This is a genomic window from Aeromicrobium sp. JP4 (assembly GCF_054957925.1).
In genome coordinates, this window is record NZ_CM143290.1 from 2,876,787 (window position 1) to 2,890,744 (window position 13,958).

At 65.9% G+C, this 13,958-nt stretch carries 12 protein-coding genes and 1 pseudogene; 4 read left to right on the top strand and 9 right to left on the bottom strand.

What is annotated here, in order from left to right; translation table 11 throughout:
* Window positions 1–759, top strand: coding sequence for a hypothetical protein (locus ACY1JX_RS14070; RefSeq protein WP_462564359.1), 759 nt, complete (start codon window positions 1–3; stop codon window positions 757–759).
* Between the two features lie 13 nt (window positions 760–772).
* Complete coding sequence (locus tag ACY1JX_RS14075; RefSeq protein WP_462564360.1) at window positions 773–1,204, top strand: DUF4259 domain-containing protein; 432 nt, start codon at window positions 773–775, stop codon at window positions 1,202–1,204.
* A 349-nt stretch (window positions 1,205–1,553) separates the two neighbouring features.
* Here ACY1JX_RS14075 and ACY1JX_RS14080 read toward each other — a convergent pair whose 3' ends face one another.
* The 5 genes and pseudogenes from ACY1JX_RS14080 to ACY1JX_RS14100 all read right to left on the bottom strand — a co-directional run bounded on the left by ACY1JX_RS14080 (window position 1,554) and on the right by ACY1JX_RS14100 (window position 5,412).
* Window positions 1,554–1,898, bottom strand: a complete 345-nt coding sequence (locus ACY1JX_RS14080; protein ID WP_462564361.1) for a transposase — start codon at window positions 1,896–1,898, stop codon at window positions 1,554–1,556.
* Window positions 1,849–3,288 (bottom strand): IS30 family transposase, encoded by a 1,440-nt coding sequence (locus ACY1JX_RS14085; RefSeq protein ID WP_462564362.1) that lies wholly within the window; start codon window positions 3,286–3,288, stop codon window positions 1,849–1,851. The genes ACY1JX_RS14080 and ACY1JX_RS14085 overlap by 50 nt, the downstream gene beginning before the upstream one ends.
* Window positions 3,176–3,898, bottom strand: a pseudogene (locus tag ACY1JX_RS14090) (IS3 family transposase); the annotation flags it as partial. The pseudogene ACY1JX_RS14090 and the gene ACY1JX_RS14085, both read right to left, overlap by 113 nt.
* Before the next feature lie 126 nt (window positions 3,899–4,024).
* On the bottom strand, window positions 4,025–4,231 hold the full coding sequence (locus ACY1JX_RS14095; protein WP_462564363.1) for a transposase: 207 nt from the start codon (window positions 4,229–4,231) through the stop codon (window positions 4,025–4,027).
* Between the two features lie 158 nt (window positions 4,232–4,389).
* Window positions 4,390–5,412, bottom strand: coding sequence for a hypothetical protein (locus ACY1JX_RS14100; RefSeq protein WP_462564364.1), 1,023 nt, complete (start codon window positions 5,410–5,412; stop codon window positions 4,390–4,392).
* 209 nt (window positions 5,413–5,621) lie between these two features.
* Here ACY1JX_RS14100 and ACY1JX_RS14105 point away from each other — a divergent pair, with 209 nt between their 5' ends.
* Window positions 5,622–6,662: an IS110 family RNA-guided transposase gene (locus ACY1JX_RS14105; protein WP_462564365.1), complete on the top strand. Its 1,041-nt coding sequence runs from the start codon at window positions 5,622–5,624 to the stop codon at window positions 6,660–6,662.
* On the opposite strand, the gene ACY1JX_RS14110 is transcribed toward ACY1JX_RS14105, so the two are convergent.
* Window positions 6,651–7,187, bottom strand: a complete 537-nt coding sequence (locus ACY1JX_RS14110) for a hypothetical protein (RefSeq protein WP_462564366.1) — start codon at window positions 7,185–7,187, stop codon at window positions 6,651–6,653. The genes ACY1JX_RS14105 and ACY1JX_RS14110 overlap by 12 nt on opposite strands.
* A 484-nt stretch (window positions 7,188–7,671) precedes the next feature.
* On the opposite strand from ACY1JX_RS14110, the gene ACY1JX_RS14115 reads away from it, so the two are divergent.
* Complete coding sequence (locus tag ACY1JX_RS14115) at window positions 7,672–8,754, top strand: hypothetical protein (protein WP_462564367.1); 1,083 nt, start codon at window positions 7,672–7,674, stop codon at window positions 8,752–8,754.
* 657 nt (window positions 8,755–9,411) lie between these two features.
* Here ACY1JX_RS14115 and icmF read toward each other — a convergent pair.
* The 3 genes from icmF to ACY1JX_RS14130 all read right to left on the bottom strand — a co-directional run bounded on the left by icmF (window position 9,412) and on the right by ACY1JX_RS14130 (window position 13,940).
* Window positions 9,412–12,600, bottom strand: a complete 3,189-nt coding sequence (gene icmF / locus ACY1JX_RS14120; RefSeq protein ID WP_462564368.1) for a fused isobutyryl-CoA mutase/GTPase IcmF — start codon at window positions 12,598–12,600, stop codon at window positions 9,412–9,414.
* Window positions 12,601–12,721: 121 nt separating this feature from the next.
* Entirely contained in the window at window positions 12,722–13,435 is a 714-nt protein-coding gene (locus tag ACY1JX_RS14125; RefSeq protein WP_462564369.1) for a GAF and ANTAR domain-containing protein, read from the bottom strand.
* Window positions 13,436–13,511: 76 nt separating this feature from the next.
* Window positions 13,512–13,940: a PaaI family thioesterase gene (locus ACY1JX_RS14130; RefSeq protein WP_462564370.1), complete on the bottom strand. Its 429-nt coding sequence runs from the start codon at window positions 13,938–13,940 to the stop codon at window positions 13,512–13,514.
* Between the last annotated feature and the right edge of the window lie 18 nt (window positions 13,941–13,958).

Below are 13,958 nucleotides of genomic sequence, written 5' to 3' on the forward strand. Positions count from 1 at the left end.
ATGACGCTCCGCATCAACGGCCGGGTGCCGCTTCGGCTTGCTTCGCGCTCTCGCTTCGCCAAGAAACTGGACGTCGAGATCTTGGCGATGCCGGAAGAGATGGATTCGTTGGCCTTCCTCGAGCCAGTTGTCGACCGGTTGCGGAGCTTATTTGTCGCAGATTCCAAGTGCCGGGACCTCACCGTTCTTGCGCAGGCAGAAGCGATCGAATCAATCGACGTGATTCAGGCTCGGCCCCGATTTCCAGTCCAACTCGGTGCGCTGCCGGCACTCACCTCATTTGCTGGTCAAAGCCGATCCGAGTGGAGCAGTGTGCTGGGCGCTCCCAGGCTCGCTGACCTTTTTATTGACCACCCAACGGCCGAGTGCGTAGAGGCTTTGCCGACTCGATTGAAGCGGCTGACACTCGCTAGTGCCGCAGCAGTGTCGTCGATCCCAGCCCTGCCTGAGCTTCAGAATCTGCACGTTCACGGCGCCAGGGAGTTCCATGCCGACAGTATTCGTACTCCGCTGTTGGATTCCCTTACGCTCGAATCAGTCTCTGCGACAGGTGATTTTGACGATTCGGTCCTTGGGAACACGCTCCAGAATGTGGTCCTTGAGAACTGCGCCCGAGTTGATGGATTACGCAAGCTCGCCCACTCTTCCGCGAGTGTTCGCATCATAGGGCCGGCGTATCCAGCGCCTCGCGAAGTTCTGCGTGCGCTGGCTTCCGAATCGCGGGGCCGGTGGTTCTTGCCGCCTGCAATCACGGAATGAGTAGCTTCCGATCATGGGTATCTGGTCATATTCTCCGTTTGGTAATGATTACGCGGCCGACTTCGCGTTCGAACTCGACGACGCAGCATCGGTGATGGAGGTCGAGCGACTATTGAGCGCGGCTTGCGTTGGTGCAGAACTGCCTCGATCGGTTGCGAGCACTGGTCTTGCTCCCGCCTGCGTGGGTTACGCAGCTGCGAGCCTGATCCTTGCCGCCCGATCACCTCATTGCCTTGGTGAAGAGGATCGTAGTTACCGGCCGGCTCGCTGGTACCCACCTCTAGTCTTCGAGCACGAGGAAGAACTCCGGCAAAGAGCGCGCAGTGTGGAACTAGTCCTGCGACAGTGGGCCACATCGGAAGTGCTCGATTCGGACGAATTGCGTGTCATTCGCGAGTACTTACACAGGCTCGGACGCCTGCGCGAATGCACGGAATCGGCCTAACCTGGAATCGAGTTGTCGACTCGAATCGGTGGCGTGTGGGACTTCGGAGAGAAGACCGGGCCTCCAGCACCGAGCCGTTGTTGGACGATCATCACCTACAACTCCGATGGCACGCGGGTTGAGTCGACCGCCGGTCCGACCCGGACGGTCATGCTGAAAAACGGTGACGTGATCGGCGCGCGGGATGGTTCCCCGAGGACGCGGCGTGCCAGGATGTGCCCGATCGACTGTTGCGCGACGAGGAGGTCATTGCTCGCGTGAGTGGAACGATGGGGCGCTCTTGTCGAACGGAAGTTCATCACCACGTTCTGACCTGTAACCGCTTTCCCGGACGGTTGTGGTGTGTTGATCATGCCGCTTGTTGGGCGGCGGTGTGAAGTCGTTCGAACTCGACCGGGGATCGGTAGTCCAGGGCCGAGTGTCGCCGGACCGGGTTGTAGAACGCTTCGATCCACTCGAAGATCGCCTGGGCGAGTTCGGTTCGGGTGGTCCAGTAGCGACGATCGAGCAACTCGATCTGCATCGAGCTCCAGAACGACTCCATGAGGGCGTTGTGGTAGGCGCAGGCGACCTTGCCCATCGAGCCGAGCAGGCCGGCCTCGCGGAGCCGGTGCCCGAACAGCCACGACGTGTATTGCTTGGGTTCAACCAGTCGATGCAACACCGGGTTGTTGAAGCGAGCGTAGTTGCTCATCGAACACCTCGGCAGGTGTCTTCCACCCAAGGATCTTGCGGGGCCGGTTGTTGAGCGCGTGAGCGACGGCCTCGAGGTCCTCGGCGGACCAACGCGACAGGTCCGTGCCTTTGGGGAAGTATTGGCGCAGCAGGCCGTTGGTGTTCTCGTTGCTCGGCCGCTGCCACGGCGAGTGGGGGTCGGCGAAGAACACCTTCGTGCCGGTCTCCAACGCGAACTGCGCGTGACCCGAGAGCTCCTTGCCGCGATCCCAGGTCAGGGTCTTGCGCAGCTGCTCGGGCAGCTTGGTGATCGACGCACTCAGCGCCGCGTTCATCGCTACGGCCCCGTAGCCGCCGAGCGATGGACCGTTCTTCACGTAGGGCTTCTCGCCCCAGCCCTCCATGCGTGGCAGGTGGACCAGGACCGTTGAGCGGCTGCTGCGCTCAACGATCGTCCCGATCGCCGACCGGCCAGTGCCGATGATCAGGTCACCCTCCCAGTGACCTGGGACGGCGCGGTCTTCGGCTTCAGCGGGGCGTTCGCTGAGAACCACATCGGCCGTGACATGCCCACCGGGCTTGTTCTGCGATCGGGCCCTCGGCTGACGTAGCGCACGTCCGGTGCGCAGACACGTGACCAGCTCGCGCTTGAGCGCACCACGGCCCTCAATGAACAGCGACTGGTAGATCGCCTCGTGGCTGATGCGCATGGACTCATCATCGGGGAAGTCGACCTTCAACCGCTGTGCGATTTGCTCCGGGCTCCAGGCCAGCGACCAACGCCGGTCGGCACGGTGCGGCTTGTTCAGCCCCTTCCAGGGGGCCGGTGTGGGGCCAGTGACGATCGTGCCGTCGGGCCGGCGAACGTTGCCGGCGAGCCGATCTTGGACATACTCCCGCAGTTGCGGGTTCTCGAGCAGCTTCGCGGTCTTGGGGCGCTTGGCCGCCTGCTGTGCCTTCCACTGCGCCACGGTGGCCCGGTACTCCTGCTTCCCCCCACGAGTCGCAGCGTTGCGCCGCAGCTCGCGTGAGACCGTTCCGGGATCACGCCCGATCGCGCGGGCGATCTCGCGAACGCCCTTGTCCTGGGCGTGCAGGATGGCGATCTCCTCACGTTCCTCGAAGCTCAGATAGCGGCCGGTGGGCTCGGCCAGCGAAATGGGCGGCATGCCGCCAGCGTGGCGAAACCAGCGGGTCCCGACCGGCACTGACACACCGACCGCCAGTGCCGCTTCTGCCGACGTGATGCCCGTGGCGATCAGCCGCCAGAATTGCCGTTGCACCGCTCGGGATGGGTCAGGACGCCCGGGCGAGCGCATCGCTGGCCGCAGCGCCCGGTCCGCACGCCACTGCCGGCGAAGCTCCTCTGGCGCGTCGCTGGTCTTTTTGCTCCAGTCCGCTGTCGCCATGCTCGAACACCTCCACGACGAGGTGTTGCGACGACCGATTGAATCCGCCTTGACTGCCGCGGTCCGAGTGCAGGATCGTGCCGGCTGGACGTCGGCGCAGTCGCGCCATCTCGAGCGCGTCGACGACCAGCTCGGTGCGCAGGTGGTCCGCGATCGACCAGCCCACCACCCGACGGCTGAACACGTCGACCACGGCTGCGCAGTAGACCCATCCTTCGCTGCTGCGGTGCTGCGGTGCTGCGGTGCTGCGGTGCTGGGTGATGTCGGTGACCCAGAGCCGATCCGGGGCGTCAGCGTGGAACCGGCGCTCCACGTGGTCGGGCCAGACCGCCTCCGAACGCCGCTGATGACGCCACTTGCGCCGGTGAACTCCGGCCAACCCGTGACAGGACATCAGACGTGCCACCCGGCGTCGCCCGACCTGATGGGACCGACCCAGCACCAGCTCGGCGTGGACCCGTCGGACGCCGTAGGTCTGCCGGGCAGCTGTGTGGATGTCGATGATCACGTCGAGCAGATACGCATCGGTGACGTCCCGCAGTGACGGCGGCCTCCGCAGCCAGTCGTAGTAGCCCGACGTCGACACGCCCAACACCCGGCACTTCACCGCGACGGCGAACCCGTCGGCGGCAAGCTCACGAACGAACCGGAACCCTAGTTTGGGAGCACGTTCTCCCGCGCGAAGTAGGCCGACGCCCGCTTCAGGATCTCGATCTCCATCGCCTGGGTCCGGTTCTCACGCCGCAACCGGACCAACTCGGAGCCGCTCATCGGTCGTCAGACCCTGCTTCTTGCCCTCGTCGATGTCGGCCTGGGCCACCCACCGGCGTAGCCCGGACTCGGCAATCCCCAAATCCCTCGCAATCTGCGCGATCGGCTTCTCCCGCAATCGGGCAAGCTCAACCGCCCGACGACGAAACTCCGGATCCTTCGGTGCTGGCATAGCGGACTCCTCTCCGAGACGATCATCGCCTCAGACTCGGTGTCCGGGAAACCGGTTACAGGTCAGAACGCATGAAACCCCTTTTGGCCTGTTTGTGCAGGTGAGACGCCCACACCGAGACAACTGACGAACACTTTCGACGGCACGGTCCCGTGCAACTACGTCTGCTGAATTTCCTGATCCTCCGCCTCCACCGGTTCACCCGTAGGCGCACCAGTCTCAGCGGGCTCGGAGGAGGGGTCAGCGGGGGGACGCATGAGCCGCCAGACCGCTCGGACTGGTCCGAGAAACATGAACTCGGCGTTGTCTTCGACGGGCTCATCAATGATGGGTCGACCAAAACGTCGGCGTCGAAACGGAACAATGATGTCGCGCATCTTGCCCGAAGCGGTTTCGGCGTGGAGATGAAGCGCTTCCGTCCTGTCGGGCTGCTCGGCCGGGTTGACCGGAACGCCATCGGCATCCCTCTCGAACGCTGACGACCAGACTTCGCCGATTGAGATCACGCCGTCAATCGAGTTGACCGCGACAAAGTGGGCGACCTCCTTTGAGAGGGAGCGCTTATCCGCTCTGTCTCGGGCGTACAACGCCTGAACGTGCACCTTGCTCCGACGTCGGAAATACAGCATGAACCAACCGTGCTCTTCCCCACTCCGGAGGATCGCCATGGCGTTCGCAAGGTAGAGCTCCGACCAGTCCACAGCATCCATCGGGTAGGACTGCAACTTGATTCTCGGCGACTTGTAACGCTGGAGTGCCTTCTCAGCGGACTTTCGGTCTGGTACCTCGGCATCGAATACACGTCCGCCCGCGTCCCGCCCGTCGAACGCTCCGAGGGTCAATGTTCTGGCCGCAGTTGAAGTGACCATGCACGGAAGGCGGCCTGCGTGGAGCAGATTCTTTGGGAGGACCAGCGTGTGCTCACCATCTGACCACACGTGCCCCGTCTCACCACCGGCCTGCTTGTGGGCATCCTCGAGGAGTAGGTTCAACACGCCGTACGCGTGGGCAAGCGCGTCCAGGATCTCGACGTCGGGGAGGTCTTCGGCTATCCACCGGCGTTCGATCGATACCGCGGTGTCCCTCTTCACTGCGTCCGGTATGCCGTCGTTGGTGAAGAACTCCGTGATGATCTCTCCGAACGTGAGCGACGGAGACGACGCCTTCGCTGACAGTGACAATGGGGAACGGGGTCGCCCGTCCGAGTTGACCCTTTGGCTGACCGACCTTGGTGTCCTTGCTGAGATCTGTCGCTCGGTGCGGGTGACCCCGTCCTGCACGTCACCTGGTCGAGCGTTCGTGACCTCATAGGAGCCTGGCCAGAGGCCCCGTCACTGTCTTGTCCGCCCGTTCGGTGGGTGCCGTGTCACCACCGGATGAAGGAGATGACATGTCCACGATGACAAATCTGGGCGGCGAAGTCACGGTGGGTGTCGACACGCATCTGGACACCCATGTCGCCGTCGCGCTGGACCAAGTCGGACGGGTGATCGGTGAGCGGTCGTTCGCCGCGGACCCGGCCGGCTATCGGTCGTTGTTGCGTTGGGGCACCCGGTTCGGTCCCGTTCGGGCGTTCGGGATCGAAGGAACGGGCTGTTACGGCGCCGGACTGGCCCGGGCAGCCCGAGCCGCCGGCCACCGGGTGGTCGAGGTCGACCGTCCCGACCGGCGGACTCGCCGGGCCAAGGGCAAGTCCGACCCGGTCGATGCCGAAGCCGCCGCCCGGGCCGTGATGGCCGGGACAGCGACCGGGATCCCCAAGACCCGCGACGGTGACGTCGAGGCGATCCGAGCGCTGCGGGTCGCCCGGCGCAGCGCGGTCAGGACTCGGATCCAAGTGGCCAACCAACTGCACGCGTTGGTGATCAGCGCTCCAGAACCGCTGCGTGAACAGCTGCGGCACCTCTCGACCCGCCACCTCGTCGACACCGCGGCCGCGTTGCGACCCGGACCAGCCCTGGATCCGGTCGCGGCCACCAAGCACGCCCTGCGCCAACTCGCTCGCCGTCACCAGGACGCCAACACCGACATCGCTGACCTCGACCGGCTGCTCGAGCAACTGGTTCCGCAGGCCTGTCCTGAGCTGCTCGCTCTGTTCGGCGTCGGCACCGACGTCGCCGGAACACTGCTCGTGACCGCCGGCGACAACCCGCAGCGTCTCCACAGCGATCCCGCCTTCGCCAGCCTCTGCGGCGTCGCGCCTCTGCCCGCCAGCAGCGGCAAGACCACCGGCAGACACCGGCTCAACCGCGGCGGAGACCGCCAAGCCAACGCAGCCCTTTATCGGATCGTGCTCTGCAGACTCCGTTACGACCCCGCCACCCGCGCCTACGTCGAACGACGCACCAAAGAAGGCCTCAGCAAACCCGAAATCATCCGCTGCCTCAAACGCTACGTCGCCCGAGAAGTCCGCCACGCACTACAGGCTTGACCTCCATAGGAGCATCTCAGCGGGCGGTTCGGGACTGGTCTCAGAGGTCCCGTTTGCATCCGGGGTTCCGCTGCCTTTTTCGGGCTCGGAGGCTCGGTCGGCGCTGGTGAGGGATCGTTCGACTTCGGCAGCAGCTGTGTAATAGTCGGTCGTGAACCGGACGATCGCCCATGAGTGGGTCTCCAGGTCCTGTGCCTTGACGATCTGATTTCGCGCGGCCACGACCCACCGCATTATGAAGTCTTGCTTCATCTTCGACTGCCAGTCCGAGTACCAGTCATCGAACTCGGGAACTAGCCGCTTCTCCTTTTGCAGCGCGAAAGTGACGTTCCGGAGTGTTTGGATGCAAGCGTTCAGTGCAATACGAAAACCCTCGGGACGCTGATACTCGGATAGGGCGTCATGCCAGTGCTTATGGGCTTCACGGAGCCGAGCGTGGGCCGTGGGAGTCGGGCACTGGTCGTCCATCGCGTCGGCCTCGGCGTGCGCCGACGCGGCGTTCTCATCGACCTCTGGATCGGACACAGCTAAATCCAACACCACCAAGGGGCTTGAAGGGTCGCTATGTGTCGATATTGATGGCGCGAGAGCAGGGGTGTTCTTGAGGTCCTCCGCGCTCGCCGACGCCGCGCTCACCAAGAACGACGGGTGGCTGCGCCGCATCGGCGCAAAGCCCCCGGACGGACCACTGTGTGAACGCTGGATCCGCGAGCTGCGCACCGTCGTCGCCTACCGCGACAAGTACGCACTAGGTCCCGACACTCTGCTCGGTGACGTGCGATCGGACACACAGGGTCTTGATCTCGCTCGGGCGCAGGAACGGTCCGCCAGGCATGCGCGATCGCCGCCTATGTTCCATCACGGACTGTGTGCAAGGACGACCTGCGGTATCCGTAAAGAGACGCTGTTGCGCGGCGAGGGAGACTTCCAGTGGAGGAAGCCGTTCCACCGCCCGGCGGTCATTGCGGAGGTCCACTCTTCTGAGGAACACCGGCAGTAGCGTCTCGCCATGAAGTTTGCGAGATTAGCGGTTTTCGAACTCCGCGAAGGTGCCACGATTCACGAGATCCTCGGCGTGCCGGAGACCTCTGCGCCGATCACCCTGTCAAGCGGCGAGACGCGGATTCAGGTCGACGCGCTCCGCGCGTCGTCCGGAGAGTGCGGAGTGCTCGTCCTCGCTACCTCAGACGTCGACATGTCGGAACTCGTAGGGGAATCGGGTGGGATCGTTGTCCCTGCCGCGACACGCACGGTAGTCGAGGCAGCCATCAACGAGCTTGCGGATCTCATCGCCCTTTGCTCGGGCGTCAGTCCCAGAATCTTGTCGCCCAGGCCGGCGTTCGCGTTGATCGACCTCTCCGCGGAAGAGAGGGTCCGCCTTACGGCTGCAGGCCCACTCACGTTCGGCGTCCCGCCGTGGACGACGCGAATCGTCGGACCACGGATCGACCCGGTCCCGTTCGCGAATCTTCCGTTTCACGCGCTGGGAGACAGGTCGGATGGCGTGCGACTCTTCGCAGAGTCGCGGGCCACAACGCACGCGACGAGCAGATTTCGCGAGCTGTGCAGGGTATTCGAGCGCGGATTCAAACTTGGACCGTTCGAGCTCATCGATCCTCTCTGGCAGTTCCTACGCATCTACGAGGCACTCGAGTTCACTCGAGACGAGGTCGCGCACTGGCTGGGCCACCTCCGCCACCTGGCGGTTCACGCAGACAGGCGCGATCAGTTCGCAGTGGCGACTGACGTTCAGGCGTTTCTTTCTCGTTTGGAGTTCGCAGCTTTCGATGTGGTCATGAACAAACACACCTGGCGTGACCCGTCTTCCGAGCGGAGGGACGTTTGGGATCCTGAGTTCGGGCCGCTAGGCGATGGTCTCGTCCTGGCGGCATCGGGTCGAGTCCCCTATGTAATCGAGCATCGCGACAGCTTCGGCATCTACGTCCAGAGCAAGCACCGAGTGGACGTCCCCGCGGATTGGCTACTTCGAGACGAGACGGACTATGGTCAGCCATTCTCTGCACCGCCGATCATCGTCACTGAATCGTTGAAGGAGATGATCGCGCCGATCCGGCCTGGGTCGACTGAGTAGATCGCCGCGTGGGCACCTCAAGGCGCCGCGCGCCAAGGGGTGCAGGTGACGGTACATCTGGAGGCGCGCGAAGTGTCAGAATTGAGTCGACAATCAGCGCGAACAGCCGCACAGGCACGCAGGCTGAGGCAGATCAAGGATGCAGCCCATGAGTCATTCGGTCCGAGCGCGATCGAATCGTTTGCGCAGGTCAGCGCAATCTTCCGCGCTCGCGCAGCCTCTGACGCAACAGCCCACACCGAGGGTCAGGGACGTCGGTCGTCTCGCGCTCCCCGGACCGAAGGGCTATCGGTTCGAGCCCAGTCGGGGGAGCGCCTCAACTCCGCCCCACTGTCGGCACGGCGGCAGTCTCACGGGGCCGCTGGTGTACCGGCCTACTTCGTAGGTCCGGCTTCGACAAACCCGTCTCGGCGAGCCTCCATTTGACGCCTCGATTGGGTCGTGAGTTTCCGTGACGCACCGGCTAGAGTCGGTGGAGTCGGAAGCGACGGATTCCCTGCACATCAAGGAGATTCCGCTGGTTCCGGAAATGATCGGTGGAGTCCAGAGGTCCGATGAGGTGGACCAGAGGTCGCAGGTTCAAATCCTGCCCCCGCTACCACGAAGATCAGGCCCGGAATCCTTGGATTCCGGGCCTGATGCGTTTCCGCTCCCGCTTCAGACGTTGCGGCGGTACTGGCCCCCGACCTCGAAGAACGCCTCGGTGACCTGCTGGAGCGAGCACACGCGGGCGGCGTCCATGAGGACGGCGAACACGTTCTCGTGGGTCGCGGCGGCCTCCTTGAGGCGGGCGAGCGCTGCCTCGGACTCGTCGCGGTGGGCCTGCTGGAAGTCGCGCAGGCGACGCAGCTGGGACTGCTTCTCGTCCTCGGTCGCGCGGGCGAGCTCGAGCTTCTGCGGGACCTCGTCGCCGTGCGGGTTCTTGAAGGTGTTGACGCCGACGATCGGCAGCGTGCCGTCGTGCTTGCGGTGCTCGTAGAGCATCGACTCGTCCTGGATCCGGCCGCGCTGGTAGCCGGTCTCCATCGCGCCCAGCACGCCGCCGCGCTCGCTGATCGCCTCGAACTCGCGCAGTACGGCCTCCTCCACGAGGTCGGTCAGCTCGTCGATGACGAACGAGCCCTGCAGCGGATTCTCGTTCATCGCCAGGCCCCACTCGCGGTTGATGATCAGCTGGATCGCGAGCGCGCGGCGCACCGACTCCTCCGACGGGGTGGTGACGGCCTCGTCGAACGCGTTGGTGTGCAGGCTGTTGGCGTTGTCGTAGATCGCGATGAGCGCCTGCAGCGTCGTGCGGATGTCGTTGAAGTTCATCTCCTGCGCGTGCAGGGATCGGCCCGACGTCTGGACGTGGTACTTCAGCTTCTGGCTGCGGTCGTTCGCGCCGTACTTCTCCTTCATCGCGATCGCCCAGATCCGGCGCGCGACACGGCCCATGACCGAGTACTCGGGGTCCATGCCGTTGCTGAAGAAGAACGACAGGTTCGGCGCGAAGTCGTCGATGTCCATCCCGCGGGCGAGGTACGACTCGACGTAGGTGAACCCGTTGCTCAGGGTGAACGCGAGCTGGCTGATGGGGTTCGCCCCGGCCTCGGCGATGTGGTAGCCCGAGATCGAGACGGAGTAGAAGTTCCGCACGCCCTGGTCGATGAACCACTGCTGGATGTCGCCCATCATCCGCAGGCTGAACTCGGTGGAGAACAGGCACGTGTTCTGGCCCTGGTCCTCCTTGAGGATGTCGGCCTGCACGGTGCCGCGGACGTTCTGCAGCGCGAACGTGCGCAGCTCGGCCGCCTCGGCCTCCGAGGGGTCTCGGCCCTCCCGCTCGCGGAAGGCGTCGACCTGCTGGTCGATCGCGGTGTTGAGGAAGAAGGCCAGCACGGTCGGCGCCGGGCCGTTGATCGTCATCGAGACGCTGGTGGACGGCGAGACGAGGTCGAAGCCGTCGTACAGGGTCTTCATGTCGTCGAGCGTGGCCACCGAGACGCCGGACGTGCCGACCTTGCCGTAGATGTCGGGGCGCTCGCCGGGGTCGCGGCCGTAGAGGGTCACCGAGTCGAACGCCGTCGACAGCCGGGTGGCCGGCTGTCCCTCGCTGAGCAGCTTGAAGCGCTTGTTCGTCCGCAGGGGGTCGCCCTCGCCGGCGAACATGCGCGCCGGGTCCTCGTTGTCGCGCTTGAACGTGAACACGCCCGCTGTGTAGGGGAAGAAGCCGGGCAGGTTCTCGCGTCGCCAGAAGCGCACGAGATCGCCGTGCGAGCGGTAGCGCGGCAGGCTGACGCGGCGGACCTGGTTGCCCGAGAGCGTCTCGCGCGCCAGCGCGAAGCGCAGCTCACGATCGCGCACCTTCACGACCTGCTCGTCGCCGGAGTACGACTCCACCACCCCGGGCCAGGCGTCGAAGGTGTCCCTCACGTGGGCGGGCAGCTCGTCGAGCGCCCGGCGGGCGGCCTGCTGGACCGCCTCGTCGTCGGGCAGCATCGCCGCCGCCGTGGCCAGGTGCTGAGCCCGATCGGCCAGGTCGGCGAGCTGCTCGGTCTCCGCGTGGAAGCCGCGCACCGTCTCGGCGATCTCGGCGAGGTAGCGGATGCGCTGCGGCGGCACGAGGTGGTGCTCGTCGGTCGAGTGCCGGACGTCCACCGCGGGCAGGACGCCCGGCTCGAGTCCCAGCACGTCCCGCAGCTCCTGGTAGAGCGCGGTCACCCCGTCGTCGTTGAAGTGGGCCGCCGAGGTGCCGAAGACCGGCATGTCCGCCGGCTGCTTGCCGAACGCCTCCCGGTTGCGCACCAGCTGGCGTCCGACGTCGCGCAGGGCGTCCTTGGCGCCGCGACGCTCGAACTTGTTGATCGCGACGACGTCGGCGAAGTCGAGCATGTCGATCTTCTCCAGCTGGCTGGCCGCACCGAACTCCGGCGTCATCACGTAGAGCGACCGGTCGACGAACGGCAGGATCCCCGCGTCGCCCTGGCCGATGCCCGGCGTCTCCACGATCACGAGGTCGTTCCCGGCCGCCTTGAGCACGGAGATCACGTCGCCGAGGTGCTCGGGGACCTCGTGGCTGCCCCGGGTCGCCAGGGACCGGAACGACACCGGGCCGCCGAGGGCGTTCATCCGGATGCGGTCGCCCAGCAGCGCGCCCCCGCCCTTGCGCCGGGTCGGATCGATGGCCACCACCGCGACGCGCAGCTTGTCGGCATGGTCGAGGCGCAAGCAGCGGACCAGCTCGTCGGTCAGCGAGCTCTTGCCGGACCCGCCGGTGCCCGTGATGCCCAGGACGGGCGTCGTCGACCGGGCGGCCGCCTCCTCGATCGCCTGCGCCAGGGGAGCCGGCAGCCGCCCCGTCTCGGCCGCGGTCACGGCCCGCGACACCGCGGCGCTGTCCCCGGCCAGCACGGCATCGGCGTCCGGGACACCGAGCTCGGTCAGGTCGACGTCGCACTCCTCGATGAGCTGGTTGATCATCCCCACCAAGCCGAGGCGCTGACCATCCTGGGGACTGAAGATCCGCACCCCGGCCTCGCGCAGCCGCGCGACCTCCTCGGGCACGATCACCCCACCGCCGCCCCCGTAGACCTTGATGTGGCCCGCGCCGCGCTCGGCCAGCAGCTGGACGAGGTACTCGAAGTACTCCACGTGGCCGCCCTGGTAGGAGCTGACCGCCACGCCCTGCACGTCCTCCTCGACCGCCGCGTCGACGATCTCGGCCACGGAGCGGTTGTGGCCGAGGTGGATCACCTCAGCGCCCTGGCTCTGCAGGATGCGCCGCATGATGTTGATGCTCGCGTCGTGGCCGTCGAAGAGGCTCGACGCGGTGACGAAGCGCACCGGATTCACGGGAGCGTGCATGGTGACCTCACTGATTACTAGGATGTCCTACCAATATAGTAGGACTTCCTAGTAATTATCCAGCGCCTGTCGCGAGAACCGGTCTGGGCCCGCGAGGATTGTCGTGACCCGCGCCGACCCTTCAGGGGGCGGGCGGCGCCGGGCTGCGAGGCAGGCCCCCCAGGTTCGCGTTGCGCGTGAGGTCGAGCGCGATGTGGCGGAGCTTGCGGTTCTGGGCCTGCGAGACCCGCGCGAGAGTCGCGAACGCCTGGTCGGGCGTCAGCTGGTAGCGCTCCATGAGGATGCCCTGGGCCTGGCCGATCACCGTGCGGTGGGCGAGGGCGGACTCGTAGTTTTCGTGCTCCTGCGCGGCGAGCATCGCGACGGCGACGTGCGCCGCGAGCGCCAGGGCCGTCTCCCTGCTGTCGGCGGTGAACGCGCCCACGGTGCCGGAGTAGAGGTTCAGGGCGCCGAGGCTGTCCTCGCTGACGAACAGCTGCACCGAGAGCATCGACCGGACGCCGAGCTCGTCAGCCGCCCGGCGCGACCAGGTGGGCCACCGGTCCTCCGTGGTGAGGTCGTCGCTCTGCACCGTCTCCTGCTCGCGGATCGACTGGAGGCAGGGACCCTCGTTCAGCTCGTACTGCAGCTGGTCGCCACGGCGGACGAGGTCGTCGGAGGCGGCCGCGGTCTCGACGACTCGGCGCCGCTCGACCACCGAGATGCCGGCATGGTCACAACCCTCCACCAGCTCGACGGCACCGGCGACGGCGCGCTCCAGGGTCTGGTCGAGACCGGACTCTGCGCTCATCGCGCGGGCGACCTCGGCGAAGTGGTCCAGCGGGTCGTCGCTCATGCCTCACACTCCCACGGCAACGGCCCACGTGGGTCAGGGTGGCACCCGGGTGGTGGCGCCTCGATGCGCCGAGGGTCTAGGTCGCCGGCGCCGGGTTGATCGCCGTGGCGGTGAACAGCCCGGTCAGGCAGTGCACGCCCTCCGGGGAGCCGAGGTGGACGTCGGCCGCGGCGACCATCGTGCGCCCGGGTGGCCCGACGAGCCGTCCGACGGCGACGAGTCGCTCGCCGTGGGCGGGTCGGAGGTGGTGGGCCTCGATCGCGGTGGTCGCGACGATCCGGCCGGTCTCGACCACCGCGGCGAAGGCGGCGCCGACCGCGGCGAAGTCGGCCAGCATCGCGACGACTCCGCCCTGGCAGTGGATGCCGTCGAAGGTGAGCTCGGGCCGGAGGGGCATGCTGACGACGGTCCGGTCCGGGCCGGTGGACTCGACCGACAGGCCGAGCAGCCGCGCGATCGGCATCGCCTCGATGGCTTCGGCGACACGGGGGAGTAGGCGGGTCATGGCGGTAACGTATCAACG